This is a genomic window from Myxococcus dinghuensis, assembly GCF_024198235.1.
In the GTDB taxonomy this organism is placed as follows: Bacteria; Myxococcota; Myxococcia; order Myxococcales; family Myxococcaceae; genus Myxococcus; species Myxococcus dinghuensis.
Genome location: NZ_JAKCFB010000026.1, coordinates 13,153 through 39,542 on the forward strand (window position 1 = coordinate 13,153; position 26,390 = coordinate 39,542).

The 26,390-nt window shown below is 70.7% G+C and carries 16 protein-coding genes; 8 read left to right on the forward strand and 8 right to left on the reverse strand.

Features of this window, described 5'->3' with window-relative positions:
• Positions 1–82 precede the first annotated feature (82 nt).
• Positions 83–496 (reverse strand): VOC family protein, encoded by a 414-nt coding sequence (locus LZ198_RS28405; protein WP_253975221.1) that lies wholly within the window; start codon positions 494–496, stop codon positions 83–85.
• 62 nt (positions 497–558) lie between these two features.
• Here LZ198_RS28405 and LZ198_RS28410 point away from each other — a divergent pair, with 62 nt between their 5' ends.
• The 3 genes from LZ198_RS28410 (at position 559) to LZ198_RS28420 (ending at position 7,341) form a co-directional block, all read left to right on the forward strand.
• A complete protein-coding gene (locus tag LZ198_RS28410; RefSeq protein WP_253975222.1) occupies positions 559–1,509 on the forward strand; it encodes a hypothetical protein in 951 nt (316 codons plus the stop codon).
• A gap of 146 nt (positions 1,510–1,655) precedes the next feature.
• Positions 1,656–4,976 carry a C45 family autoproteolytic acyltransferase/hydolase gene (locus tag LZ198_RS28415; RefSeq protein WP_253975223.1) on the forward strand — a complete coding sequence of 1,107 codons (3,321 nt, stop codon included), beginning with the start codon at positions 1,656–1,658 and terminating at the stop codon, positions 4,974–4,976.
• Positions 4,977–5,184: 208 nt separating this feature from the next.
• Positions 5,185–7,341 carry a M13 family metallopeptidase gene (locus tag LZ198_RS28420; protein WP_253975224.1) on the forward strand — a complete coding sequence of 719 codons (2,157 nt, stop codon included), beginning with the start codon at positions 5,185–5,187 and terminating at the stop codon, positions 7,339–7,341.
• A 78-nt stretch (positions 7,342–7,419) separates the two neighbouring features.
• Here the strand turns inward: LZ198_RS28420 and LZ198_RS28425 are convergent, their stop codons facing one another.
• Complete coding sequence (locus LZ198_RS28425) at positions 7,420–7,782, reverse strand: hypothetical protein (RefSeq protein WP_253975225.1); 363 nt, start codon at positions 7,780–7,782, stop codon at positions 7,420–7,422.
• Between the two features lie 241 nt (positions 7,783–8,023).
• On the opposite strand from LZ198_RS28425, the gene LZ198_RS28430 reads away from it, so the two are divergent.
• The 3 genes from LZ198_RS28430 to LZ198_RS28440 all read left to right on the forward strand — a co-directional run bounded on the left by LZ198_RS28430 (position 8,024) and on the right by LZ198_RS28440 (position 9,894).
• Complete coding sequence (locus LZ198_RS28430) at positions 8,024–8,311, forward strand: hypothetical protein (RefSeq protein WP_253975226.1); 288 nt, start codon at positions 8,024–8,026, stop codon at positions 8,309–8,311.
• A gap of 169 nt (positions 8,312–8,480) precedes the next feature.
• Positions 8,481–8,882 (forward strand): type II toxin-antitoxin system PemK/MazF family toxin, encoded by a 402-nt coding sequence (locus LZ198_RS28435; protein WP_253975285.1) that lies wholly within the window; start codon positions 8,481–8,483, stop codon positions 8,880–8,882.
• A 70-nt stretch (positions 8,883–8,952) separates the two neighbouring features.
• Entirely contained in the window at positions 8,953–9,894 is a 942-nt protein-coding gene (locus tag LZ198_RS28440) for a hypothetical protein (RefSeq protein WP_253975227.1), read from the forward strand.
• 350 nt (positions 9,895–10,244) lie between these two features.
• Here LZ198_RS28440 and LZ198_RS28445 read toward each other — a convergent pair whose 3' ends face one another.
• The 4 genes from LZ198_RS28445 to LZ198_RS28460 all read right to left on the reverse strand — a co-directional run bounded on the left by LZ198_RS28445 (position 10,245) and on the right by LZ198_RS28460 (position 22,526).
• Positions 10,245–18,497: an Ig-like domain-containing protein gene (locus LZ198_RS28445; RefSeq protein WP_253975228.1), complete on the reverse strand. Its 8,253-nt coding sequence runs from the start codon at positions 18,495–18,497 to the stop codon at positions 10,245–10,247.
• Between the two features lie 536 nt (positions 18,498–19,033).
• The gene (locus LZ198_RS28450; protein WP_253975229.1) at positions 19,034–20,749 is read right to left on the reverse strand and encodes a phosphatidylinositol-specific phospholipase C; all 1,716 of its coding nucleotides are present in this window, start codon (positions 20,747–20,749) and stop codon (positions 19,034–19,036) included.
• A gap of 18 nt (positions 20,750–20,767) precedes the next feature.
• Entirely contained in the window at positions 20,768–21,037 is a 270-nt protein-coding gene (locus LZ198_RS28455; protein ID WP_253975230.1) for a hypothetical protein, read from the reverse strand.
• Positions 21,038–21,185: 148 nt separating this feature from the next.
• On the reverse strand, positions 21,186–22,526 hold the full coding sequence (locus tag LZ198_RS28460; protein ID WP_253975231.1) for a GspE/PulE/PilB domain-containing protein: 1,341 nt from the start codon (positions 22,524–22,526) through the stop codon (positions 21,186–21,188).
• Between the two features lie 398 nt (positions 22,527–22,924).
• Here LZ198_RS28460 and LZ198_RS28465 point away from each other — a divergent pair, with 398 nt between their 5' ends.
• Together LZ198_RS28465 and LZ198_RS28470 are read left to right on the forward strand one after the other, a co-directional pair.
• Positions 22,925–23,221, forward strand: a complete 297-nt coding sequence (locus LZ198_RS28465; RefSeq protein WP_253975232.1) for a hypothetical protein — start codon at positions 22,925–22,927, stop codon at positions 23,219–23,221.
• A 131-nt stretch (positions 23,222–23,352) separates the two neighbouring features.
• Positions 23,353–23,571, forward strand: coding sequence for a hypothetical protein (locus LZ198_RS28470; RefSeq protein ID WP_253975233.1), 219 nt, complete (start codon positions 23,353–23,355; stop codon positions 23,569–23,571).
• Positions 23,572–23,606: 35 nt separating this feature from the next.
• On the opposite strand, the gene LZ198_RS28475 is transcribed toward LZ198_RS28470, so the two are convergent.
• Together LZ198_RS28475 and LZ198_RS28480 are read right to left on the reverse strand one after the other, a co-directional pair.
• Positions 23,607–25,118, reverse strand: coding sequence for an amino acid adenylation domain-containing protein (locus LZ198_RS28475; RefSeq protein ID WP_253975286.1), 1,512 nt, complete (start codon positions 25,116–25,118; stop codon positions 23,607–23,609).
• On the reverse strand, positions 25,115–26,251 hold the full coding sequence (locus LZ198_RS28480; RefSeq protein WP_253975234.1) for an acyl-CoA dehydrogenase family protein: 1,137 nt from the start codon (positions 26,249–26,251) through the stop codon (positions 25,115–25,117). The genes LZ198_RS28475 and LZ198_RS28480 overlap by 4 nt, the downstream gene beginning before the upstream one ends.
• Positions 26,252–26,390 lie beyond the last annotated feature (139 nt).

Below are 26,390 nucleotides of genomic sequence, written 5' to 3' on the forward strand. Positions count from 1 at the left end.
GGTCCCGCGCTTCGCGGGGGCGCGGGACTCCTTCGCGGGCATGAGGTCCTCCGACGCGGTGAGGTGCCCGCGCGGCGCTCACTCAGGCTGGCGTGATGACCACCGACGCGGCGGACTTGCGCGCCGGGCCGTGGTTCACCACCTCGATGTTGTTGCCGTCCGGATCCATCACGAACGCGGCGTAGTAGCCCGGGTGATAGGACCGTTCTCCCGGGCCGCCGTTGTCCGTCCCGCCCGCGGCGAGGGCGGCCGCGTGGAAGCGGTGGACGGTCTCCCGGTCGTCCGCCTGGAAGGCGAGGTGCACGCCCCGGCCCTCGGGCGCGCCCGGGTCGGCGGGAGAGATGAACAGCTCGTCGGCGGTGAAGAAATGCGCGTTCTCCGCGAAGACGGGGACGCCCACCACCTCCAGCACGGCCCGGTAGAAACGCTTGCTCGCGTCGAGGTCCTTGACGCGCAGGTGGACGTGGTCGAACAGTCGGCCTCGATGGAACTCCATGGTGCGTCTCCATGTGGGGGGCACCGTTTTCACGGCGCACGTATGGGGCGCGCGAGACTGCCATGAAACCCCATTTCCTGACCTTCTTCTGCGAGCTGGCCCCCGAGCCGCTGCGCGAACTGTTCGACACCGAAGGCGTGCTCGACGACCTGAAGGCGATGCGCGCCGGGGTGAGCCTGGGCCTCGTCGACCTGAGCCCCGAGCGCGCCGCGGTGATTCGTCGACTCAACCGCGAGGGCATCCCCGTCACCGCGTGGCTGCTGCTGCCTCCCGCGGAGGGCTACTGGTTCCACGCGGGCAACCTCCCGCAGGCGGCAGCCCGCTACGACGCGTTCCGCGCCTGGTCCGCGGAGCACGGCCTGACGTGGGCCGGCGTGGGGCTGGACATCGAGCCCGACATCCACGAGCTGCGCCGCTGGTCGGAGGCCCCGCTGCGCAGCCTGCCCGGGATGCTCTCCCGGCTCGTGCTCCGGGGCGGGCGCTCGCGCACGGCGCGGGCGGGCTATGCCGCGCTCGTGGAGCGCATCCGCGCGGACGGCCACCGCGTGGACACGTACCAGTTCCCGGTCATCGTCGACGAGCGGCAGGCGCGCTCGTCGGTGCTGCGGCGCGTGGCGGGCGTGCTCGACGTGCCCACGGACCGGGAGGTGCTGATGCTCTACACGAGCTTCCTGCGCCCCCACGGGCCGGCCTGGCTCTGGAGCTACGCGCCGGGCTCGACGGCCATCGCGGTGGGCAGCACGGGGGGCGGCGTGGAGCTGTCCGGCGTGCTCGGGACGCCGCCGCTCGACTGGAACGAGCTGTCGCGGGACCTGCGCCTGGCGGTCCGTTGGACGCACGACCTGTACATCTTCAGCCTGGAAGGATGCGTGCGGCAGGGCTTCCTGTCCCGATTGCGGACATTCGACTGGGATTCGCACGTGGATCCGCCCTGGGTGCCGGCGCGGCGCGTGGACGCGGTGCGCAGGGCGGCGCGGACGGCGCTCCGGGTGAGTGGTCGGGTGCTCCGCTGACGGGCATTCCCGCATCCGGGACGCCCCTCGCCATGACGCGCGGCGTTCCCACGACTCGGGGTTGACGCTCGGAGGGCGCGGCAGTGTCATGCGCCCCCGGCATTCCCCCGCGCCGAAGCCCGGACCCCGCCCGGGATGGGAACGACATGAACGACCAGCGTCTGACGTCGAAGCTCCTCGGAGCGCTCCTGCTGTCCGCGAGCGCGCTCCACGCGGCCCCCGCTTCGGCGGCCCCCGCATCCGTCTCCTCCACCGTGGTGCCCAACGGCGGCTTCGAGGTCGCCGGCGGCGCGTCGTCCGTGCCGGCGTTCTGGACCGCGAAGGGGCCGGGCAAGGTGACCGCCAGCTCGGAGAGCAAGGCGGAGGGCGCGCGCGGCCTGCTCATCGAGAGCCCCCAGGGCGGCGGTGAGACGAGCGTCGAGTCCGGCGAGCTGCGGCTGTCCGTGGGCCAGCTCTACCGGCTCAGCGCCTGGGTGCGCACCAAGGGCGTGCAGGCGGACCCCCAGGCCCGCTACCCCACGGCCCTGGGCGCGTGCCTGGCGATGAAGAGCTTCCCCTTCACCAACTGCGCGCCGGCCCAGGGCGTGGACGCCGGCAGCCGCGTCTCCGTCCTCTTCTTCGCGACGCAGTCCACCGACCGCGTCCAGCTCCACCTGGGGCGCAACGGCAAGGCCACCGGCTCCGTCTGGTACGACGACGTGCGCCTCGAGAAGGTGGACGACATCACCCAGTACGTGCCCATGGAGTCCGTCCGCTGGGCGGGCAAGGGCTTCCGCTACGACGACGGCGGGTGGATCTACGTCCACGTCGAGGGTGAGCCGTACGAGCGCGGACAGCAGTTCGGCCAGCTCGTCTCGGGGGAGATCGTCCGCTACATCGAGAAGCTCGGCATCCAGAAGGACAAGGCGGACGCGGCCAAGGGCTGGGCGCACCAGCGGCTGCTCGCGGACTCGCTGTTCCTGCGCAAGTTCGACGCGGAGTACCTGGAGGAGATGAAGGGCATCGCGGACGGCGCGAACAAGGCCGGCGCGAAGTTCAAGGACCGCGACCTGGACCTGCTCGACATCGTCACGCTCAACACCGCGGTGGACGCGGGGCAGTTGGAGGAGGCCAACCGCGCCACGTCCACGTCGCTGTCGGGCCGCACCTTCCTCAAGGCGGATGACGAGGCCGAGCGCGGAGGCAAGGGCGACCACTGCTCGTCCTTCGTGGCCACGAAGTCCGCGACGCCGGATGGACGCGCCATCATCGGGCAGATCTTCATGTGGAGCGGCTACACCGGTGTCCACTGGGACGTCATCCTCGACGTGCAGCCCACCAAGGGCCACCGCGTGGTGATGCAGACCTTCCCGGGCGGCATCCACAGCGGCGCGGACTGGTTCATCAACTCGGCGGGCATCGTCATCGGCGAGACGACGGTGGGCCAGACGCCGTTCGACCTCAACGGCACGCCCCAGAGCAACCGCATCCGCAAGGCCGCGCAGTACGCGTCGTCCATCGACGACGTGGCGCGCATCATGAAGGAGAACAACAACGGCCTGTACACGAACGACTGGACGCTCGCGGACACGAAGACGGACGAGGGCGCGTGCCTGCTGCTCGGGACGAAGAAGACGCGGCTGTGGCGCACCGGCAGCAAGGGCAACGCCGCCGACACCCCGGGCAACCTGAAGGACTTCATCTGGGCCAACAACAACAACCGGGACCTGGAGGTGCGCAAGGAGTCGGTGTCCAACCCGGACAACGCGCCCGCAGACCTGGCCTTCAACACCTGGAACCGGGACATCGCCTTCCAGGAGTACTACGCGCGCCACGCGAAGAAGGGCTTCGACCTGGACGCCGCCATCCGGATGATGGCCTCCAGCCCCATCAACCGGCCGCACGCGTGTGACGGCAAGGTCACCACGTCGGAGATGGCGGAGAAGATGATGTTCCTCGCGCACTACGGGAAGACGACGCTGCGCGAGAAGATGATCGGCAGCCGCTTCATGCCGGACCTGCCGGGCGCCACCCCGCACCTGTCGCTGGGCTACACGACCTTCAGCCCCCTCTTCGTCGCGGACAAGCTGAAGGAGGCGCGCAAGACGTGGAAGGCCCCCGAGGAGCCCGCGGCCCCCAAGCGCGACCTGGCGAAGGTGAAGGAGGCGGTGACGTTCGACGCGAAGCTGCTCTGGGCCAACACGCTGTTCCCCGCGTCGGACGCGGAGAACTGGCTCGTCAGCGGGACCTCGGCGTACTGGAAGCTGCTCAAGGACGTGGCCGCGCACGAGGACAAGCTGGACAAGGCCTTCGAGCAGCAGCGCGACGTGCTGGCGGACCTGAACGACCGCTACCTGTTCGTCTCCTCCCGCGAGGCGGACGTGGCGCCCGCGGCGGCGAAGACGGACTACGGCCGGTATGGCACCTACCTGGTGCCGCGCATCAAGGGGACCTTCGCGCTGCACCAGCTCCGGCTGCTGCTGGGCAACGCGGACTTCTCCAAGGTGATGAACGCGGTGCACTCGCGCTACGCGAACAAGGACGTCACCACGGCGGACTTCAAGCGCGTCGCGCAGGAGGTGTCGGGCAAGGACGTGGGCGCGTTCGTGGGCCAGTGGCTGGAGCGCACGGGCCTGCCCCAGCCGCGCTTCCGCGCGACCGCCTCGCAGGTGAAGGACGGATACGAGGTGACGCTGAAGGTGGAGCAGCCCGGCGGCAAGCCGTGGCACTTCGTCACCCTGGTGGAGGTGCGCACGGCCAAGGGCTCCACCTTCGAGCGGGTGGAGGTGAAGGGCGCGAGTGAGAGCGTCACGCTGCGCTCGGCGGAGGCGCCGGTGCGCGTGGTGTTCAACGCGGGCAACGACGTGCCCGTGGCGCGCGAGAAGTTCCAGGTGCTGGCGAACCAGACGGACGCCTGGGAGAAGCTGCTCATGGTGCACGGCACCGCGCGGCAGACGGAGTCGATGCGCACGCTGGTGCTGGGCTACCGCGAGCTCCTGGCGGACGTGTTCACCGAGCGGCTCGTCCCCGTGGCGCCGGACTCCGAGGTGACGGACGCCGTGCTGGCGGACCGGGACCTGGTCGTGTTCGGTGGCGCCGAGGACAACGCGCTGCTGACCCGGCTGGCCGAGGAGAAGAAGCTGCCGGTGGAGCTGGGCCGCCGCTACTTCCGCTGGCAGGGCAAGACGTATGGCCGGCCGGATGACGGCATCGCGCTGGCGCTGCCCAACCCCTGGAACCCGAAGCGGTCCATGTACCTCTTCGTCGCCAACAGCGGCATCCAGTTGTGGCAGATGACCCGGACCTATCAGCGCAACCTCCAGGGGTGGGCGTTGTTCCGGGGGGGGGACGTCACCACCAAGGGCTTCCATGACCTGGACGCGCTGTCACAGGACGTCGTGGTGACGCCCGCTCCGGCCGCGCCGGCGCAGCCGCCCGCGCCCGCGCCGGCGGCGCCCGTGCCCGCTCCGGTGCTCGGCATGCGGTGAAGGGGCAGGGGGCCGGGGCGCCCGTCACCTCGCCTTCCCTTCGGACCGGGGGGAAGGCGGGTGGACCGCGGGTTCACCGCGTGTCGCGGCGCGAGGTCTCCGACCCGAGGAATAGGCGCGCGGGGTGGTTGTTTTTCCTGCCTGGCCGGATGGACGACGACCGTTCGGGTCCGGCAGCATCCCCCGCTCACATTCCTTTCGGAGCCTCATGCGCCCCAAGAAGCCCTTCGCACACCGCGCCTTCGCCACCAGTGCCCTCGGCACCCTGCTGCTCACGGGCTGCGCCACGTCGCCGCCGCCCGCGCCCACGGCCGAGGCCCCGCCGCCCGCCGCCGTCCCCGAGAAGCCGGCCGAGCCCGCGCCCCTGGTGCTCTCCATCCCCGCGGTCGAGGAGGTCTCCGCGGAGACCGTCCGCTCGCTGGGCGTCGAGCTGAAGAACCTGGACCGCGCGGTGCGGCCCCAGGACGACTTCTACCAGTTCGTCAACGGCACCTGGCTGAAGACCACGTCCATCCCCGCGGACCGCGCGCGCTACGGCACCTTCATCGAGCTGGCGGACAAGGCCGAGCTGGCCCTGCGCGCCATCATCGAGGAGGCCTCCGCGGCGCAGAAGCCGGCCGCCGGCTCCAACACGCAGAAGGTGGGCGACCTCTACAAGAGCTTCATGGACACCCAGCGCATCGAGAAGCTGGGTCTCAAGCCGCTGAAGTCCGAGCTGGGCCTGGTGAAGGCGCTGAAGAGCAAGGACGGCCTGCCCGCGGTGTTCGCGGAGTTCCAGCGCGCCGGCCTCCAGACGCCGGCCGTGTTCTTCGTGGGCCAGGACGGCAAGCAGGCCACGCGCTACATCGCGTACCTCACGCAGGGCGGCCTGGGCCTGCCGGACCGTGACTACTACTCCAAGCAGGAGCCCAAGTTCGTCGAGACGCGCGCGGCCTACGTCGCGTACATCGAGAAGCTGCTGACGCTCTCGGGCGAGAAGGACGCGAAGAACGCGGCCCAGGCCATCCTCGCGCTGGAGACGGTGCTCGCGGACAAGAGCTGGGACCGGGTGAAGAACCGCGACCGCGAGGCCACCTACAACCTCAAGACGCTGGAGGAGGTGGACGCGCTCACGCCGGGCTTCAAGTGGACCGCGTTCCTCAAGGCGGCGGGCGCCTCGGCGACCCCGGGCGTCATCGTCCGCCAGCCGAGCTACTTCCAGGCGCTGGGCGAGGTGATCGAGGCGACGCCGCTGCCGGTCCTCAAGCAGTACCTGACGTTCAAGGTGCTGGACGCGCGCGCGCCGCTGCTCTCCAGCGCGTTCGAGCAGGCGAACTTCGAGTTCCGCGGCAAGACGCTCCAGGGCCTCCAGGAGAACCGCCCCCGCTGGAAGCGCGCGGTGGCGTCCGTCGAGGGCGCGCTCGGCGAGGCCGTGGGCCAGCTCTACGTGGAGCGCCACTTCAGCCCGTCGTCCAAGCAGCGCATGGAGGTGCTGGTCGCCAACCTCCGCGAGACGTTCCGTCAGGGCATCGACGGCCTGGACTGGATGAGCGCGGAGACCAAGGCGCAGGCCCAGGCGAAGCTGTCGAAGTTCAACGTGAAGATCGGCTACCCGGACAAGTGGATCGACTACGCGAAGCTCAAGGTCTCCGCGACGGACCTGGTGGGCAACGTGCAGCGGGCCGACCAGTTCGACTTCGCGCGGATGGTGGACAAGCTGGGCAAGCCCATCGACCGCGTGGAGTGGGGCATGACGCCGCAGACGGTGAATGCCTACTACAGCTCCACGATGAACGAGATCGTCTTCCCGGCCGCCATCCTCCAGCCTCCGTTCTTCAACCCGGACGCGGACGACGCGACGAACTACGGCGCCATCGGCGCGGTCATCGGGCATGAGATCAGCCACGGCTTCGACGACCAGGGCAGCCGCTCGGACGGCGACGGCAACCTGCGCAACTGGTGGACGGAGCAGGACCAGGCTGGCTTCAAGCAGCGCACGAACATGCTGGTGAACCAGTACAGCGGCTTCAGCCCGCTGGAGTCGATGAAGGTCAACGGCGAGCTGACGCTGGGCGAGAACATCGGCGACCTGAGCGGGCTCGCGGTGGCCTACAAGGCCTACCACCTGTCGCTCCAGGGCAAGGAGTCCCCGGCCATCGCCGGCTTCACGGGCAACCAGCGCTTCTTCCTCGGCTGGGCGCAGATCTGGCGCGGCCTGTACCGCGACGATGCCATGCGGCAGATGTTGCTGACCGACCCGCACTCGCCCCCGCAGTACCGCGTCAACGGCGTCGTGCGGAACATGCCGGAGTTCTACGAGGCGTTCGGCGTGCGCCAGGGTGACGCCACCTGGCTGCCGCCCGAGCAGCGCGTGAAGATCTGGTAGTCGTGCTCGAGCCCCACCGTTGCCTCGTGTGAGCGGTGGGGTGTCGGCCTCCGGAGCGCCGCTGGCCTCGAGGCCTCGTCACGGAGACTCGCGGGTGGCGGCCACGCTCCCGCGGGCATCTCGCGTCGGTCTCTCCCGGAAGAGCTGCGAGACGTAGATGCCCACCGGGAGGATGATGGCCGCGGCGATGGCGCGCCGAAGCCCCTTTGCCGCGATGGAGGCGTAGTCGGACGACAGGCCGTCGAGCGCGCAGGCGATGGTCGCCACCAGCAGGGGCGGGGTGGTCAGGAGGACGGCGAACGCGAAGGGGACGGTCTTCGAGTCGAAGGTCAGGGGCGAGACGGCGGCGAACCCCAAGCAGATGTTGCCGAGCACATAGCTGCGCTGCGCGTTCACGTCCGGGTTCGTGATGTAGATGGAGATGTTCCTGGGCATGCGCATGAGCAAGGCAAGCCTCATGCCGCCCATGCCGGACCGCGATTCCGCGACGTTGCCCGGGGCCCGACAACGTCGTTGTCGCGGGCTGTCACTGTTGGCGACACCCGCCTACGGGGAACCCACCGGGCCGTCGCGTGGGTGTCGATAGTCGCCTGCCTCCGCGGACGATGGCGTCCGCCTGATGCCGTGCGGAACGTGGCTCGCCTTTCAAAGGAGCCATGTGTTGCTGAATCAGGTGAAGAGGATGGGGGCTGTTGTCGGGTTGCTGTTCGCCGTGGGCTTCGGCGCCGTCGCCCAGGCCGAAGAGTCGGAGGCCCGTGACGTCGAGCCCGTCGCGTGTGCCGAGGAGGTCGATGCCATGGCGGCGGACCCCCAGAAGGCCTGCTATCGCCAGTGTGTCAAACAGGGGGCGGAGTGCGTCTACGCCTGCATCCAGGATGGGAGTCCCCACGAGTGCTACGACGCCTGTGGCATCGAACTCCAGTGGTGCATGGTGGGCTGTAGCCTGACCGACGCGACCGAGCAGCAGTGAGCCACGGACGTCGTCCCGTGCCAGCGGGATGACGGACCCGGTGCTCTCCCGGGACGTCTTCGTGTCGTCCCGGGGAGCATCGCTGGGGGTTTCCGTATCCGCGCGTCCAGCCTCGTGGCTAGATGGGGCAGCGGTGGGCGCCCCGAGCCATGTCCGCGCACGGACGACGATGGACGCGGACGACACCTCACAGCCCCGGACCCCGAGCATCCACCGGGGAGACATCTTCTGGCTGGCCCCGGACGACTCCCGGGGACCCGCGCCGGCGTACTCGCATCCTCACGTGGTGGTCCAGGAGGACGTCTTCAACCACTCGCGCATCACGACCGTCGTCGTGTGCGCCCTGACGTCGAATCTGCACCGGGCGAAGGAGCCCGGCAACGTCCTGCTCGACCTGGGAGAGGGCAGCCTCCCCAGGCAGAGCGTCGTGGTGGTGTCGCAGATCTCCTCGGTCGAGAAGCACCGGCTCGGTGAACGTGTGGGCACGTTGTCCAGCGCTCGTGTGGAGCAGATCCTCGCGGGCCTGCGCTTCCTCCAGGCGTCGTTCTTCCGGAGCACCCCCGGGGGCTGAGCGGACCCCGGACTCCATGATGAATTCATGATTGGCGCCGGGGTCGGAGGTTCCACCAGACTCCCGAGGCATGAACCGTCGACGGCTCTTCCTCGGGCTCGCCACCGCCACCGCGTTGACCGCCTGCTCGGCACGCGGTGGAAGGCTCACGCCGAAGCTGGGCCGCGTCGAGGACGTCCGCACGCAGAAGGGCGAGTACGACGGATACTCGGTGGAGCGCCATTTCGACTTCGCGGCGCCCATGCAGGGGAGCTACGGGCATCTGGCGCTGACGGGGACGGGACCTCGGCCCATCGTGGTCCAGAAGCGGACTCGGCGCGCGGACGGGATGCCGCTGTCGGGGGCCCCGGGCCTGCGCATCGACCCCATCATGATGCGCTCGGAGGACCCTCGTGGAGAGGACTTCTTCGTGGGGCGCATCGAGGGGCTCGACTACGAGTATCTGCGCCAGAAGGGATGGCTGTTCCCCTGCGATGCCTCCACCCAGTGGCTGTGCAAGGTCGAGGCACCGCAGCTCGTCACGCCGAGCTTCGAGTTCGTGGACCCGCTCGTCGACTACCTGGGCCGCTGGTTGAAGGCGGGGGGCTTCGGAGGCTCCCTCACCATTGCCGTGTGGCAGCCCCGCGGAACCCCCGCGGATGTCCGGACCTCCATGGGGCGCAAGGACGGCTTCACGGTGGAGTGGGCCCGAGGCCCTGACTACCCGGAGCGGTCAGCCATCGCGCTCACGGGGCATGGGACACAGCTGTTCCCGCCCGCGGTCGAAGGCCAGCCAGCGGAGTACGCGAAGCGCGGCAACACCGCGGTGGTGCTCGAGGGCCCAGGGCGAGCGCTCGTGAACCTCCTGTCGCGCTCCACGTCGTATCCCCCCTACATCGTCGACGTGCACCTCAGCTCCTACGCCTCCGTGGATGAGGCCATCGCCGAGTACGGTCACGCCCTCCGTGAGGGCCAGCTCCAGGGGACCATCGTCATCACCGTGGGCGGACCCTTCCTCTTCATCTCGAACTGAGGGGCGTGGGGCCGAGACGGGGCGAGGTCTCGGCCCGACGTCCGCGTCTCTCCCCGTGGCGAAGTGCACGCGGTCGCCAAGGCCCGGGGAAGGCACCCTCGTCGTCCACGTGAAAGGCCCCTTCCTCCGCGTCACGCATCGCGGCGGGAGCCAATCACCGCGACGGGCCTTGCTGTCAGGGCGCGTGCGTGCGGCCTCGTGTCCGAGCCTTTCACCGGCACGCCGAGAGGCCGCGTCACCAGTCGCCCTGAACGCCGACGCCGGTGGACGACCCACTCCCGTTGCTGGGAGCGGGCACATCCACCGGCGTCGAATCACAGACCGGCTAAGAGGCCTCGGCGGGCCTGGGCTCAGGCCTCCCGGCGCCGCGCCCGGCGACCGAGCATCGGCAGGGCGAGGAGCAGCAGCGCCAGCGGAGCGAAGGTCCCCGCGCCGCCCGTGCTGCAACCGTGACCGGAGATGACGAAGTCGTCGTTGGCGTCGAGCGGATTCGTCCCACCCGCGACCTCCTCACCGTCGCTGGCGCCACCCCCGTCGGTGTCCGCCTTGTTCGGGTCCGTCTCACCGGGGTCGAGCGCGCCGTTGTGGTTGGCGTCCTCCACACCGTCCTTCAGGCCGTCGCCGTCCGTGTCGGGGTTGAGGGGCTGGGTGGGGTTGGCACCCTTCACCTCGACGCCGTCCGACAGGCCGTCGTCATCCGTGTCCGCGTCGTTCGGGTCCGTCTCCGTGGCGTCGACGCGGCCGTTGTGGTCGGCATCCTCCTCGCCGTCCTTCAGCCCGTCGTTGTCGGTGTCGGGCCGCTTCGGGTCGGTGGTGGTGCTCGGGTCCGCGTCCGGGCGGAAGTTCGGCGAGGAGCGGTCCGTGTCCGCCGGAGCGGTCTCCGCCGTCACGCCCATCTCCGTGCCATCCAGCAGCCCGTCGTTGTCGCTGTCCGGGTCCAGCGCGTCGATGAGGCCGTCCCCGTCCGTGTCGGTGATGCCGTCCACGCCGTCCGGCACGCCGTCGGAGTCGGAGTCCGCGTTGTGCGGATCCATCCCCAGGGCGATTTCGGTCGCGTCGTCGACACCGTCGAGGTCGGCGTCCACGTCGTCCGCGGCGAGCAGCGGGTTGGTCTCGCCCGGGTCGACGCGGCCGTTGTGGTTGGCGTCCTCGATGCCGTCGCGCACGCTGCCGCCATCCGTGTCGGGGTTGAGCGGGTCCGTCACCGTCGACGGGTCCGCGTCCGGCGTGAAGCGCGTCATGTCCGTGCCGGTGCCCTGGGGCTGCGTCAGGCCCAGCTCCAGGCCGTCCGCGAGCAGATCGCCGTCGGTGTCCGCCTTCTTCGGGTCGGTCTCGCCCTCGTCGACGATGCCGTTGTGGTTGGCGTCCTCGTTGCCGTCCAGCAGGCCGTCGTCGTCCGTGTCGTCATCGAGCGGATCCGTCCCGGCGACCTTCACCTCGATACCGTCCGGCAGGCCGTCGCCGTCCGTGTCGGGGTCGTTCGGGTCGGTGCCCAGCGCGAGCTCCTCGGCGTCCGTGAGGCCGTCTCCGTCCGCGTCGGCGGTGACGACCCAGGCGTAGCTGGCCGGCGTGTCATCCACGTTGCCCGCGGCGTCCACCGCGCGGACGCTGAGGGTGTGTGCCCCCACCGCCAGGTCGGTGAAGGTGACCGGGTCCGTGCACGGCGCGTACGCCGCGCCGTCCAGGCTGCACTCGTAGGTGACGCCCGCCTCGTTGGAGTCGAAGTCGAACGTGGCCTGCGCGGGCGCGTCGGCCAGCGGAGGACCGCTCACGATCTGGGTCTCCGGCGCCGCCGTGTCCACCGTCCAGGTGAACGTGGCCGGCGTGGGGTCCACGTTGTCGTCCTCGTCCCGCGCGCGGACCGCCAGTGTGTGCTCACCGTCCGCCAGACCGGTCAGCTCGTGGGGGTTGTCGCACGAGGCGAAGGGCGCGCCGTCCAGGCTGCACTCGTACGTCACCGGCGACTCGTCCGAGGCGAAGCCGAACGTCGCGGAGGTCTGGCGCGCCACGATGGCGGGCGTCTGGGTGAAGGACGTCTCCGGGGGGAGCGCGTCCACGGAGAACGTGCGCGTGACGGGGGTGCTCGTGTTGCCGGCCTCGTCCGTCGCGGTGACGGAGACGGTGTGCTCCCCGTCCGCGAGCACCGTGCCGGCCGGGAACGTCCAGGTCCCGGAGCCATCCACCTCCACCGTGCCGAGCGTGACGCCGTCCACGACCACCGTCACCTGGCTGCCGGGCTCGGCGGTGCCGGTGTACGTCACGGCGTTGGTGTCCAGCTCGTCACCGCTGGCGGGGAAGGTGATGGCGACCGCCGGAGCGACGGTGTCCACCGTCCACGTGTGCTCGGCGGGCGTGGCGTCCACGTTGCCGGCGGCGTCCTTCGCGCGGACCGCGAGGGTGTGCTCGCCATCCGCCAGGGGACCGAACTCCGCCTGGGCACCACACGCCACGAAGGGCGCGCCGTCCAGGCTGCAGGTGTACGTCACCGGCGACTCGTTGGAGGAGAAGACGAAGGCCGCGGTGGCCACGTTCGTCAGGGGCGCGGGGCCGCTGTCGATGGCCGTGTCCGGAGCCGTGGTGTCCACCGTGAAGGTGACGCTCGCCGGCGCGCTCGTGTTGCCCGCGGCGTCCGTCGCCGTCACGACGGCGGTGTAGGGGCCGTCCGCCAGCGACACCGGCAGGGTGAACGACCAGCCGCCCGACCCGTCCACGGGGAAGGGGCCGTAGGTCGTACCGCCCACCGTCACCGTCACGCTGGTCGCGTCCGTCGCGGTCCCCGTCAGCGTCACGATGCTGGAGTCGAGCAGCGCGCCGTCGGTCGGCGAGGCGATGATGGGCGCGGCCGGCGGCGTCAGGTCCACCGTCCAGGTGTACTCGGCGGGCGTGCTGTCCACGTTGCCCGCCGCATCCACCGCGCGGACGGCCAGCGTGTGCTCACCCTCCGCGAAGCCCTCGAAGGTGACCGGGCTGGAGCAGGCCACCCAGGCCGCGCCATCCACGCTGCACTCGAAGGTGGAGCCGGGCTCGTTCGAGGCCAGCTCGAACGTCGCGTCGACCGCATGGGTCGGTGAGGCCGGGCCGGAGACGACGGCCGTATCGGGCTCCGTCGTGTCCACCGTCCAGGTGTACACCGCCGGCGTCGGGTCCACGTTGCCCACCGCGTCCACGGCGCGCACTCGCAGCTCGTGGTCGCCGTCCGCCAGGTTGGAGAGGGTCAGCGGCGTGTCGCAGGCGACGTACGCCGCGCCGTCCAGGCTGCACTGGTAGCCCACGGCGTCAGCGTCGGCGCTCAGCTCGAAGGTGGCCGACGTCTCGCGCGTGAGCTGCGCGGGGCCGGAGTCGATGGCGGTCTCGGGTCCGGTCAGGTCGATGGAGAAGCCATGCGACGTCGTGCCGGACGTGTTGCCCGCCGCGTCCACGCCCGTGGCGACCACGGAGACGGGACCCTCGGGCTGCGCCGTGGGGAGGGTGAACGTCCAGTCGCCGCCGGCGTTCACCGGGATGGGCCCGTACGTGGCCTCGCCCACCGTGAGGTAGACCTGCGTGTTCGGCTCGGCCGTGCCCGTGAGGGTCGGCGTCGCGGTGCCCACCACGGAGCCGTTGGCGGGAGAGGTGATGGTCGGCGCGCTGGGGGCCGTCCGGTCCACCGTCCAGGTGTGCGTCGCGGGGCTCGGGTCGAAGGTCCCCAGGGCGTTGGCCGAGCGGACCGCGAACTGGTGCGTGCCCTCGGACAGGTCGGAGTACGTCACCGGACTGACGCACGTCGTGAAGGCGGCGCCATCCAGGCTGCACTCGAAGCGGACGCCGCCGTTCTCCGTGCGCAGCGCGAAGGTGGCGGTCGTCTCGCGGGTGAACACGGCCGGAGCGGAGTCGATGAACGTCTCCGGCGTGGACAGGTCGATGACGAAGTCGTTGGAGGCCGCCTCGCTCGTGTTGCCCGCCGTGTCCGTCGCGGTGGCCTCCACGGTGTGCGGGCCCTCGGCCAGCGCGGCGGGGCTGGGGAGGCTCCAGTGGCCGTCGAGGTCCGCCGTCACGGTGCCCACCACGTCGCCGTCCACCTCCACCGTCACCTGGGCGAGCGGCTCGGCCGTGCCCGTGAAGACGGGCTGCGCGGTGGCGATGGTCGTTCCGTCGGCCGGAGCGGTGATGACCGGCGCGTCCGGAGCCACCGTGTCCACCGTGAACTGCGTGGGCGCGCTGGGCACGCTCACGTTGCCCGCGGCGTCCGTGGCGGTCGCCGTCACCGAGTGCGGTCCCTGGGCCAGGTCGACCGCGGGCGTGAAGGTCCACTCGCCCGTGGGGCTCACCGGGGCCGTGCCGAGCACCGTGCCATCCACCGTCACGGTGACCACCGTGCCCGGCTGCGCCGTGCCGGAGATGGCCGGGCGCTGCGTGGGCACCGTCACGCCCTGGGCGGGCGCGACGATTTCGGGCGCGTCCGGCGCCGTGGTGTCCACCGTCCAGGTGTACGTCGCGGGCGTCGGGTCCACGTTGCCCGCCGCGTCACGGGCGCGCACGGACAGGGTGTGGCTGCGCTCGGAGAGGCTCGAGAACGTCACCGGGTTGGTGCAACTGGAGTACGCCGCCCCATTGAGCGAGCACTCATACGTCACCCCCGTCGTGTCGCTGCTGAAGCCGAACGTGGCGCTGGTGGCGTTGGTGATGGAGGCCGGGTGCGTGGTGATGGTCGTGTCCGGAGGCGTCGTGTCCACCGTCCAGGAGCGGGTGGCGGGCGTGGCGTCCACGTTGCCGGCGGCGTCGCGCGCGCGGACCGACAGCGTGTGGTTGCCCTCCGCCAGGCTGGAGAACGTCACCGGGTTCGTGCAGGCCGCGTAGGCGCCGCCATCCAGCGAGCACTCGTACGTGACGCCGGACTCCGGGCTGCTGAACCCGAACGTCGCGTTGGCGGTGTTGGTCAGACCGGACGGCCCGCTGGTGATGGTCGTGTCCGGCGCCGTGGTGTCGATGCTCCAGGTGTACGTCGCGGGCGTGGGGTCCACGTTGCCGGCGGTGTCGCGGGCGCGCACGGACAGGGTGTGGCTGCCGTCCGCGAGCCCCGTGAAGGTCTGCGGGTCGGTGCAGGTCGCGAAGGCCGCGCCGTCGAGCGAGCACTCATACGTCACCGGCGACTCGGTGGCGTTGAAGTCGAACGTGGCCGACGAGGAGTTGGCGACCGGCGGCGGGGTGCTGGTGAACGTCGTGTTCGGAGGCGTGGTGTCCACGGTCCAGGTGCGGGTGGCGGGCGTGGGGTCCACGTTGCCCGCCGCGTCCACCGCGCGGACGCTGAAGGTGTGGGAGCCGTCCGCGAGCCCCGTGAGCGACCGGGGGCTGGTGCAGGCCGCGTAGGGCGCGCCATCGAGCGAGCACTCGAACGTCGCCGGGCTCTCCGTGGCGGTGAAGGTGAAGCTGGCGGTCGTGGCGGACGTCGTCCCCGTGGGGCCGCCCGACAGGACGGTGTCCGGAGGCGTCGTGTCGATGGACCACGTGTACGTCGCGGGCGTGGCGTCCACGTTGCCCGCGGCGTCGCGCGCGCGGACCTCCAGCGTGTGATTGCCCTGCGCCAGGCTGGTGAACGTCACCGGGTTGGTGCAGGCGACGAACGCCCCACCGTCCAGACGGCACTCGTACGTCACGTTGCTCTCGTTGGAGCCGAAGTTGAACGTGGCCGACGTCGAGTTGGTCGACGGGGGCGGGGTGCCGACGAAGGACGTGTCCGGCGCCACCGTGTCCACGGTCCAGGTGCGGGTGGCGGGCGTGGCGTCCACGTTGCCGGCGGCGTCGCGCGCGCGGACCTGGAGCGTGTGGCTGCCCTGCGCCAGGCTGGTGAACGTCACCGGGTTGGTGCAGGCCGCGAAGGCCGCGCCGTCGAGCGAGCACTCGTACGTCACCGGCGACTCGGTGGCGTCGAAGTCGAACGTGGCGCTGGTGGAGTTCGTCGCGCCGGAGGGGCCGCTGACGATGGAGGTGTCGGGGGCCGCCGTGTCCACGGTCCAGGTCCGGGTGGCGGGCGTGGCGTCCACGTTGCCCGCGGCGTCACGCGCGCGGACCGACAGGGTGTGGCTGCCCTGGCTCAGGCCGCTGAAGGTGGCCGGCGACGCGCAGGCGGTGTAGGCCGCGCCGTCGAGCGAGCACTCGTACGTCACTGGCGACTCGGTGGCGTTGAACGTGAAGGAGGCGCTGGTGGAGTTCGTCGCGCCGGAGGGGCCACTGACGATGGAGGTGTCGGGGGCCGCCGTGTCCACCGTCCAGGTGCGCGAGGCGGGCGTCGCGTCGATGTTGCCCGCGGCGTCGACGGCGCGCACCTGCAACGTGTGGCTGCCCTGGGCCAGGCCGGTGAACGCCGAGGGGTTCGCGCAGGCCGCGAAGGCCCCGCCGTCGAGCGAGCACTGGTAGCTCACCCCCGTCTCATTGGAGGAGAAGGTGAAGTTGGCGGTGGTGCTGTTCGTCGCCCCCGAAGGACCCGAGACGATGGTGGTGTCCGGAGCCACGGTGTCCACCGTCCAGGTGCGCGAGGCGGGCGTGGGGTCGATGTTGCCCGCGGTGTCCCGCGCGCGCACGTCGAACGTGTGGGAGCCCTGCGCGAGCGAAGTGAAGCTGACGGGGGGCGTGCAGGCGGTGAACGCCCCGCCGTCCAGCCGGCACTCGTAGGTGACCGGGGACTCGTTGGCGGTGAACGTGAAGGTCGCGCTGTTCGTGGCGACCGAGCCGGTGGGGCCGGAGGTGATGGTGGTGTCGGGCGCCACGGTGTCGACGCTGAAGGTCACCTGCGTGGCCGGGCCGGTGTTGCCCGCCGGGTCCGTGGCCGTGACGGAGGCCGTGTGGCTGCCCTCCGCCAGCGGCGTGGCGCCGATGCAGGTCCAGGCGCCGGTGCTCGCGTTGGCCGTCGTCGTGCAGACGACCGTGCCGCCGATCACCACCTTCACCGTGCTGCCGGGCTCCGCGGTGCCGGAGAAGACGGGCGTGTTGGTCGGCACGGTGCTGCCGTTCGCGGGCGTCGTCACCACGGGCGCGGCGGGGACCGTCACGTTGATGGTCGTCGGGCCGGTGGTGGAGGAGGACGGGGAGCTGTTCGAGGAGCTGGCGGGCGCGCCACGCTCGCCCGCGGCGGTGATGGTGGCCTGGTTGGCGATGACCCCGGAGGCGGAGGGGTTCACCACCGCGCGGAAGCGCACCGTGGTGCTCTGGTTGAGCTGGAGGGTGCCGCCCAGGGTCGCGGTCGCGCCGGTGCCGATGCGCACGGTGATGACGCCCGTGGGGCTGACCTCGCCCACGTCGTCGCCGGCGAAGTCCGTCAGCGGGCCCGCGTTCGGGCCGGAGACGATCTCCAGCGAGTTCGGCACGTAGGAGAGCTGGGCGGGGAGCGGGTCGGAGAAGACGGTCTCGATGCTGACGTCGTCGCCCGTGTTGGTGGTGACGATGGAGTACTCGATGAGGTCGCCGCCGCGCAGCGACCCGTCCGGCCGCGGGTTCACCGGCGCCGCCGTCTTGTAGGTGTTGGTGAAGTCCGGACGCACGGTGGCGATGGACGTCGCGAACGCGCCGAGGACGTAGGAGTCACCCGACGACGTCGCCGTCACCGTCATCGACGTGGCGCCGCCCGTCACGCGGTTGGTGATGTCCACCACGTCCAGGTCGATGCCGGACATGCTCGCCTGCGCGCCGGACAGCCGGGGCAGGTCGTTGGCGTGGCTGGCGGGCGTGCCGAGCACCGAGCGCGAGCTGTTGAAGAAGTTGTTCGCGGGGTTGGCGGCGTCGGAGATGCTCACGCCGTTGACGAGGAACTGGTCGCCGGTGCGCGTGGCGTCACCCTCGTAGGCCAGCACGCCCAGCTTGGCGTCGAAGCCGTTCGGGGGGACGTTGAAGCCGGACAGCGTCACCGTCTGGGGATTGCCGTTGCTGACGTAGTCCAGGCCGTCGAAGAGCGTCAGGTTGCGGATGGGCGAAGTCGGGTGCCGGTAGAACACCACCAGGGCCCACGCGCTGAACGTGTCGGTGTTGTTGAGGTTGGTGAGCGGCGCGGAGTCCACGTCGCTCACCTCGTAGACGCCCGTGCCATTCGCGGCCACCAGGCTGGTGACGTCCGCGGAGGACTCGTAGATGTAGCGGCCGTTCGGCGCGTAGCTGTGCGACACGTCCGCCGTCACCATCTGCGTGAACACGCCGGGGCGGCTGAACTCCGCGGTGGTGTCCGGGGTCCGCTGGTTCGTCGTGGTCGACAGGTGCGCGGCCCAGTACAGGCGCGCGTACGTCACGACGGCGCCCGTGGGAATCACCAGCGCGGCCCGGGTGCGGGCGTTGGTGGCCGTCACCGAGGTGTTCGCGAGCGCGACGCCCGACTCGATGGTCCAGTAGACGTCCACCGCGTCATCCGACGTGTTCGACCCGCAGGCGCCCACCGTGCCGATGAGGGGCGCGGGGACGCTCGCCGCGCAGTCGTGGGCCAGCGTGTTGCCCACCATCAGGATGTCGCCGCGTTGATCCACGGTGTGGCGCAGGACGGGCGCGGCCACCGCCTGACTCGCCCACGCGGCGAGCAGGAGGGCGAGCGCCCCCTGGAGACGCGCCGGAAAACGGCCGACACGACGGAAGAAGGTCGAGGACATGGAGGTACCAGGGCGTGCGGGAAGGAGAGCCGGGCGCGGGAGGTCGCAATCCACCTGGAGCCATGCGACAGCAGTCGAGGATTCGCCGGGGGGCGCGAAATCCCCGCGAGATGGCCGTCGCTGGGGGGAATGCTCGTCGGAGGAGGGCGTTCGCTCAGTCACGCCGCGTCCGAAAAGCAACACGGGTGCCAGCGTGAAACATCGCGATCACCCCATGGCTGTCTGGTTTTGATGCCGCTTCAGCCGGGGTCGGCGACACGCGTGTCCGAAGGCTGGATCCGGATTCTGGAATCCGGACGAGCGCCTGTCGTCGACGTCGCGCGGGCTCGACGAACGGTAGTCACGGATTGCTGATTTGAATCACGTCGGAGGAAGCGGCGCGTCGTCACACGGAGCGATGTCTCACTCGTACGTGGAGACGTCTCATGCGCCTTGTCTCGAGCAAGCGGGCGGGCTCGACACAGGGCTCGACCCAGGTCGGCGGCGACCGCGATGCCGCCGTCGCCGACCTGTCGAGGCCACCTCGCATCAGCGAATCATCGCGGGGACACGGTGAGCGACGAGACCTGGTCGTTCCAGGGCCCGTTGGGCGCGGCGTTGATGTCGCTCAGGCTCTGGGACGTGGTGAAGCAGCGCCCCGTCAGGTCGATGTGCTCGCACAGCGTGGCCTGGTAGGGGCCGAGCACGGTGACGGAGCTGGCGACGTCGTTGAAGCCCAGGTTGCCCAGGTGGGCCACGTACGAGGTGAGGTGGAGGACGTTGCCCTCGTAGCCGCCGTGCTCGTGGAGGTAGACACCGTCCGCGGCGGAGTAGCCCTGGACCGCGTAGGTGTAGTCCCCCGACGTCGTCTTGTAGCCCCGGCCGTAGTCGGAGTACGCCCAGTTGCTCAGGCCGCCCGGTGACTTCTTCACCACCACGGACCAGAGCTGGAACGGGAAGCGCGCGCTCAACCTCCCGTGCAGTTGCGTGGCCCGCTCGCCCGCGCCTCCGGACAGGCTCCCGAGCTGTCCGTTCACGAAGGAGGCCAGGTACGCGGGCCCCACCGTGCTCGTCACCGTGCGCGTGGTGAAGGCCAGGTGCGTGTAGTCATCCATGGAGTCGGATTGGAGGAAGTTGCCGTTGTAGTGCATCCACGCGCCCCAACTGCTCTTGAGGGCGAGGACGTGCCAGGAGCGGCCCGGCGCGGCGTTGTGGACGAAGCTCCGGATGCCGTACCAGCGCGCCTCCGCGTCCCCGCCCATCGTGTAGGCGGTGTTGCGGAAGATGGTGCCGAACTCGGACGGCAGCGTGCTGGCGGTGGGGAGCAGGCGGAAGTTCAGGGCGAGGATGGCGTCGATGAGCCCCGCGCCCGGGAAGTCCATCATCATGACGCCGGCGCGCTGGACGTTGCCGCCCACCAGGTGGTCGATGGCGTAGTCGTTCACGCCCCGCGTCTGGATGCCCAGGATGTTGATGCCCCCGGCCACGTGCAGCGGGTACGCGAGCGCGGAGGAGCCGCTCAGGAAGTTCACGAACAACGTTCCGGGCGCGCCCGTGTTCGTCCGCGTCAGGTGGTCCCTCACCTTGAACCACTTGTCGTCGATGTCGGCCAGCTCGTCCACGGTCCACGCGTCCTGGAGATCCAACGCGCCCCAGGGGATGCCGTAGGCGCCGCCGGCGAAGTCGTCCAGGATGACGATGCGTCCACGCACCTCGCCCAGCGTCGGGACGTGCGCGCCGCGCCAGATGTACGGGCTGTAGGCAGGCTGGTCGCGATACCACTCGAACGTCTGCGCGAAGCCTCGCGTGACGTTCTCCTCGGTGTGCTCCTTCTTCACGCGCATCACCACCGTCTCGGTGGGGTTCGCGTTCAGGAACTGGATGGTGGTGCGCAGCACGTCGTCGAAGTTGACGTGCAGGTAGACGACGCCGTGGTGGATGGTGAACGCGTTGTCGATGTGGCGGCAGCGGATGTCGAGCGCGCGGACGCCCGCGTCGAGCTGGCTGCGCAGGTCCAGCGACTGCGTCTGGGTGAGGTCCCCGCCGTACGACTGGTACGCCATGGTGTCGTGCGTGCCGGGGAGCGACAGGGCCGCGAGGCTCGTCGAGCCGGGGACCCAGCTCATCCAGGCCGGGTGGCTCGTCTCGATACTGCCGGAGTGGTTGTAGTAGCGCCCCCTCGCGGAGGCGGAGGTCGCGAACGCGAGGCACGCGAGCGCGAGCAGCAACGGGGCGCCCCTCGGGCGGGGCGTCGGGAGTGCGCGGTGGACCATCGACGGGCTCCTCGGCGACTACCAGGTCGCGTAGACCTGCAGGAGCCAGCGCGGATCGCCGACGCTCTCGTGCGAGCAGTTGTATTGCGTCCACCAGATGAGCGGCGGATCTCCCCGCGTCTCGCCCATGGCGATGCACTCCTCCAACGTGTCGTAGTAGCCGTAGTGGATCCAGTTCGCGATGGCGGACGGCGCCGGCACGTTCGGGGACGACTCACGGGCAGGGGCGGACTGGGGCCCGAGGAAGACTGCGACCAGCGCGGCTCCGAGGACGAGACGTCGGTGCATGAGACACCTCCTGTGTGGGGGGCTCGGAGCGTGAAACAGTCGCTCGCATCGGGTCAAGGAAATCGAAAATTCATTGAATTCCTTGCCGGTGCGCGGGCGGCGGTGCGCGGGGCCCTGGCGACCCCGAGGCCCGCCGTCGTCGTGACGCTCAGCGTCTGGCTTTCTTCTGGCCCGCGTTGGTGGCGTCCGCCGTGAGGCACATCACCGAATACAGGTTCATCGTGTAGAGGCTGTTCTCCGGCTCCAGGTCGGAGGCCTTCTGGAACAGCGCCGTGGCGCGCGTGTAGTCGCGCTGGTGGTTCAGGAGGATCATCCCCAGCCGGTTGTAGAGCGGCGCGGGAGAGGGCAGCAGGCCGATGCCGCGCTCCAGCAGCTCGACCGCCTCCGTCCAGCGGCCCGCCTGCTCCAGGCGGATGACGCGCTGGAGGAGGTCCTCGTTCGGGTCCTCCACGGGCGGGGACGTCACCGGTCGCACGGGCGGGACGACGGAGGCCGGGGGCGCGGGCGAGGTGGGCTCGGGCGTGGCGCGGGAGACGGGGGGCCCGGTCTCCACGCGCTCGTCCTTGACCGGCGCGGGACCCACGGTGGGGGCGGGGACCTCGTACAGCCGCGTCACGCCGCGCTCCTCCAGCGAGGCGAAGAGCGCGCGCAGCTCGACCTCCGTCAGTTGGGTGATGAGCGCCAGGTCCGCGAGCGAGGTGTGTCCGTCCACGAGGGACAACACGTAGGCCTCGAAGGGGCTGAGCTTCAGGTTCGTCACGCTCAGTCCACCCACGAGGAACGGGCGCGCGTTGGCGCCCCCGGTGGAGGCGCGGAACGGCGCCACGCGCGTGTCCTCCGCCTGGTGGGGGCGGGGCTTCACGCCCGAGGTGCCGTGCCGGTCCGGCTGCGTCAGCAGGGCCCGTACCAGGGACACGTTGTCGCGGGGCGGCAGGTCCTCCTCGTGGCGCACCAGGAGCAGCTCGCAGCGCGGACACTGGAAGTCGTTGGGCTGCGTGGGCGCGCCACAATGGGGGCAGGCGTCGTCCTCCGGAGGATGGTCGAAGGCGTCCGCGACCGCGTAGTAGTGCTTGCGGATGGCCGCGCGGATGGACCTGCGCACGGCGACGAAGGGCAGCACCTGCGCGACGCCGACGGTGCGCGAAATCTCCTCCAACGCGCGCTGGCGCTGCGGCTCCGCGATGGCGACGTACAACGCCGCCGGCGTCAACCGCAGGGGCATGAAGTCGAAGCCCTCCGCCAGCCGGACGGGCACCTTCTCGAGCAGCGACGACTCCACCTTGGCCTGGGCCAGCTTCTGCGTGGACACGAAGCGCGTCTGGAACTCCTGGGCCAGCAGCCGCAGGACGGGCGTCTCGTCCACGCCCAGCCGCACCAGGCACTCGCCCAGCTTCTGCCCCGTCTCCTGCTGATGGGCGAGCGCTCGGGACAACTGCTCCGGCGTCAGCGCGCCCTCCAGCACCAACCGCTCCCCGAGTCTCCGCGTCATGGCGTGATTCAAGGCGGGCGCCCGCACCTCCGTCTACCTCCAGTGAGTGCGGTGATTCCTGGGTTCGATAAGCAGGAGGAAAGGCCCGGTGTCCTCCTGTATTTCCAGGGCCTTATCGCCCCAGCCCGGTGGGTGGGGCGTCAGGGCGCGAGCACCGGGCCCGCGGCGGCACATCCCTTGGGGGCCGGTGGCACCCGGCAGGTCGGGATGCCGGGGGCTTTTCCGTGAAACTGCCGCCGCCCACCCACCTCCGCGCGCGGTGGGTCGTTCCGCGACCGGGGTGCAACTGTAGGCGCGTATCGCAGGTTCGCAGGCTAGGGGCTTCCCCGTATTCCGCCGGGTGTCGCGGATTCGCTATCCCCGGGGGGCTTCACCCACCAAGCAAAGGAGAGAGCGCCATGAAGCAGCTCTTCGTCGCCGTGCTGTTGGCCTGGGGTGTCGTGGGGTGCGGAGCGGGTGCCGTCGAGGAGTCGGCCTCGCTGGAGTCCACCGAGCAGGAGATCTGCCCGGCGGAGTGTCCCCCCGGGACGCAGTTCGGGCAGTACATCTGGCTGTGCACGGGGGAGACGTCGAGCGCCTGTGCGTCGGGTTACGAGCAGGAGTACGCCGCCTGCTACGACCCCGCGAGTGGCAGCTACGTGACGGGGACGACGACCTGTCGTCGCCGGTGTGGCTGCGCCATCAGCGAGTCCTGAGCCCTGGTCGAAGCGCGAGGGTCGGACACGGTCCATCCGGCCCTCGGGGCGCCAGGCGGGCATCCCCGGGCCGGGTGGACAGCGGCGCGGGGATGCTTACGCTGGGACGTCCCGTTCTCGAGGTCCCCCGCTTGAGCCCCATCCTGCTTCGGCTCGTCTGTGGTCTGTTGTTCTCCGCGCTGGCCCTGGGGGCCGTGGTGCATCCTCCCGCCAACTTCGCGCAGGGGCTGGGCATGTTGCTCCCGGCGGGGATGCTGCTGAGCGTGGCCCTCAAGGGGCCGCGGCGGAACCTCATCCCGAAGAAGCGGGGCGTCGCGGCGCCGGCGAGCGAGTCGCCCCCCAGCGCCTGAAGTCCGCGCCTCCACCCACGCCGACGCGCGCCGGCTCAGGTGGCCGCGAGGTCGCGCAGGGCGCGCCGGTCGAGCTTGCCGTTCGGTGTCCGGGGCAGCGCCGGCAGCACCCGCAGCTCGTCGAGGATCATGTAGCGGGGCAGTCGCTCCGCGCAGTGCTGCTTGAGCTGGAGGAGCGTGGGCGGTTTCGGCGCGGCGCTCACGACGAAGGCCACCAGCCGCGCCTCCAGGCCCGTCCCCGCGCCCACCACGCCCACGTCCCGCAGGTCCGGATGCGCGAGCAGCGCGGCCTCGATCTCCCCGGGCTCGATGCGCCGTCCCCGGACCTTGAGCATGTGGTCGCGGCGGCCCAGGTATTCGAAGCCGCCCTCCGGGAGCGCACGACACAGGTCCCCGGTCGCATAGGGCGCGGTGCCCTGGGGCGGGTGGCCCCAATAGCCCAGCATCACCGTGGGGCCCTCCACCATCAGCTCGCCCACGTCGCCTCGCTCGGGGGCCTCCCCGCCGCGTGTCTCCTCGTGGGAGAGCCAGACGCGGTCGCCGCAACTGGCGCGGCCGATGGGGACCGGCTCGGTGCGCGCCGGGTCGAGCGCCGTCACCTCGTGCCAGGTGCACACGTTCGTCTCGGTGGGGCCGTACAGGTTGAAGAGGCGCGCGGCGGGCAGGTGTTCGCGCAGCGGGCGCAGGTGGCGGATGGGGAAGGGCTCGCCGGCGAACAGCACGGCGCGGAACGGCAGGGGGCCGTGCTCCAGCAGGCCTCCCTCGGACATCATCAGGACGAGCGCCGAGGGCACCGAGTACCACACGGTGAAGCGCTCGCTCAGCACCTGTTCCACCAGTTGGCGCGGGGAGAAGGCCAGCGTCTCCGGGATGAGGGTGACGCTCGCGCCCCCGAGGAACGCCGCGTAGAGGTCCAGCACCGACAGGTCGAAGAAGAAGGGGGCGTGGTTGCTGAAGCGGTCCTCGGGCGTGGTCTCCAGGAGCCCATGGCACCACTCGATGAACGCCAGCGCGTTGCGGTGGCTGATGCAGACCCCCTTGGGGGTCCCGGTGGAGCCGGACGTGTAGAGGATGTACGCGAGCGCGTCCTCCTCCAGGCCGTGCGGTGGGAGGGGCGCGGAGGAGAGGCTGGCCAGCGCGGACCACGAGGGCCCCGGGCCCGCGTCGTCGTCCACGAGCAGGAAGCGCAGCCGCTCCAGGCCCTCGTCGCGCAGCCGCGCCGCGCGCGCCGACGTGGTCACCAGCACGTCGATGCGGCAGTCCTCGAGCATGCTCCGGGTCCTCCGGGCGGGGTTGAGCGGATCCAACGGGACATAGGCGGCGCCCAGCCGGAGGACGCCCTGCATCGCCGCCACCGCCCGCGTGGACTTCTCCGTCCACAGGCCCACGCGCGCTCCACTCCGCACCCCCAGCCCGAGCAGGGCGCGGGCCACCTGGTTGGCGAGCGCGTCGAGCTGTCCATAGGTGAGCGAGCCGTCCGGCCCCCGGAGGGCGGGCGCCTCCGGCGTCTTCGCCGCGCTTCGGATGACGATGTCGTCGAGCATCAGAGCCCCAGGTGGTTCGCGATGATGTCGCGTTGGATCTCCGAGGTGCCGGAGAACAGGGTGCTGGGGATGGCGTCGCGCAGCACGCGCTCGATGCCCGTCTCCACCACGTAGCCCATGCCGCCGTGGATCTGGATGGCGTCCAGGCCGCACTGGACCGCGGCCTCGCTGATGGCCAGCTTGGCGAGCGACACCTCCAGCTCCGCCTCCTGCCCCCGGTCCATCAACCAGCAGGCCCGGTAGAGGAGGAGGCGCGCGGAGTCGAGCCGCTGCTTCATGTCCGCCAGCCGGTGGGAGACGGCCTGGTTCTTCCCGATGGCGCGCTTGAACTGCTTGCGCTGCCGGGCGAAGTCCACCGTCTCTTCGAGCACCCGCTCCATCAGCCCGACGTAGGCGCCGAACAGGCACGCGCGCTCCCACTGCATGGAGCGCTTGAACACCGACGCGCCCTGGCCCTCGGCGCCCAGCCGCGCCGCCGCCGGGACACGACAGGACTCCAGGTAGAGGGGCGCGATGGGGGAGGTGGACAGCCCCATCTTCTGGAAGGGCCGCCCCACGCGAAGCCCCGGGGTGTCCTTCTCGACGAGGAACGCGCTCACGCCCATGTAGCCGTGCGTCGGGTCCGTGACGGCGTAGACGAGGAACACGTCCGCGTCCGGCCCGTTGGTGACGTAGCTCTTGCCGCCGTCGAGGACGTAGTGCTCGCCCTCACGGACGGCCCGCGTCTTGAGCGCGAAGACGTCCGAGCCCGCCTCGGGCTCCGTGATGGCGTTGGCGCCGACCCACTCTCCCGACGCGAGGCGCGGCAGGTAGCGGTCCTTCTGGCCGTCGCTCCCTCCCTCCAGCAACGGCATCACGCAGGCGAAGAGGTGGGCGCCCACGGAGAAGACCAGCCCGGTGTCCAGGCAGCCCCGTCCCAGCGCCTCCATCAGCCTCGCCGTCGTCAAGGTGTCCACACCCAGTCCGCCGTAGCGCTCCGGCACGGGCAGCCCCAGGAAGCCGAACTCCCCACAGCGCCGCCACGCCGCCCGGGGCAGGCCCGCGCCTTGCTCCGTCGCGCCGTTCAACTCCGCGCGCGCGAAGGCGCATGCGCGCTCGTACAAGGTCGCTTGTTCACTCGTCCAGCCAAAGTCCATGGAGCCTGTCTCCTCCGTCGTCGCGGTGAGCCCGTGGGCTGCCTTCCAGGGCACTATCGTTGTGCAGGGGTGAACACCGGTGCGGGTTTGCGTTTCTGCCCTTGTGTCTGGATTGTCGCGTCTGGTTGATTGTATTTGC

What these genes read in the sequence shown, in the direction of transcription:
- LZ198_RS28405 (WP_253975221.1), bottom strand. Translation starts at nt 496, where the DNA reads ATGGAGTTCCATCGAGGCCGACTGTTCGACCACGTCCACCTGCGCGTC.
- LZ198_RS28410 (WP_253975222.1), top strand. Translation starts at nt 559, where the DNA reads ATGAAACCCCATTTCCTGACCTTCTTCTGCGAGCTGGCCCCCGAGCCG.
- LZ198_RS28415 (WP_253975223.1), top strand. Translation starts at nt 1,656, where the DNA reads ATGAACGACCAGCGTCTGACGTCGAAGCTCCTCGGAGCGCTCCTGCTG.
- LZ198_RS28420 (WP_253975224.1), top strand. Translation starts at nt 5,185, where the DNA reads ATGCGCCCCAAGAAGCCCTTCGCACACCGCGCCTTCGCCACCAGTGCC.
- LZ198_RS28425 (WP_253975225.1), bottom strand. Translation starts at nt 7,782, where the DNA reads ATGCGCATGCCCAGGAACATCTCCATCTACATCACGAACCCGGACGTG.
- LZ198_RS28430 (WP_253975226.1), top strand. Translation starts at nt 8,024, where the DNA reads ATGGGGGCTGTTGTCGGGTTGCTGTTCGCCGTGGGCTTCGGCGCCGTC.
- LZ198_RS28435 (WP_253975285.1), top strand. Translation starts at nt 8,481, where the DNA reads ATGGACGCGGACGACACCTCACAGCCCCGGACCCCGAGCATCCACCGG.
- LZ198_RS28440 (WP_253975227.1), top strand. Translation starts at nt 8,953, where the DNA reads ATGAACCGTCGACGGCTCTTCCTCGGGCTCGCCACCGCCACCGCGTTG.
- LZ198_RS28445 (WP_253975228.1), bottom strand. Translation starts at nt 18,497, where the DNA reads ATGTCCTCGACCTTCTTCCGTCGTGTCGGCCGTTTTCCGGCGCGTCTC.
- LZ198_RS28450 (WP_253975229.1), bottom strand. Translation starts at nt 20,749, where the DNA reads ATGGTCCACCGCGCACTCCCGACGCCCCGCCCGAGGGGCGCCCCGTTG.
- LZ198_RS28455 (WP_253975230.1), bottom strand. Translation starts at nt 21,037, where the DNA reads ATGCACCGACGTCTCGTCCTCGGAGCCGCGCTGGTCGCAGTCTTCCTC.
- LZ198_RS28460 (WP_253975231.1), bottom strand. Translation starts at nt 22,526, where the DNA reads ATGACGCGGAGACTCGGGGAGCGGTTGGTGCTGGAGGGCGCGCTGACG.
- LZ198_RS28465 (WP_253975232.1), top strand. Translation starts at nt 22,925, where the DNA reads ATGAAGCAGCTCTTCGTCGCCGTGCTGTTGGCCTGGGGTGTCGTGGGG.
- LZ198_RS28480 (WP_253975234.1), bottom strand. Translation starts at nt 26,251, where the DNA reads ATGGACTTTGGCTGGACGAGTGAACAAGCGACCTTGTACGAGCGCGCA.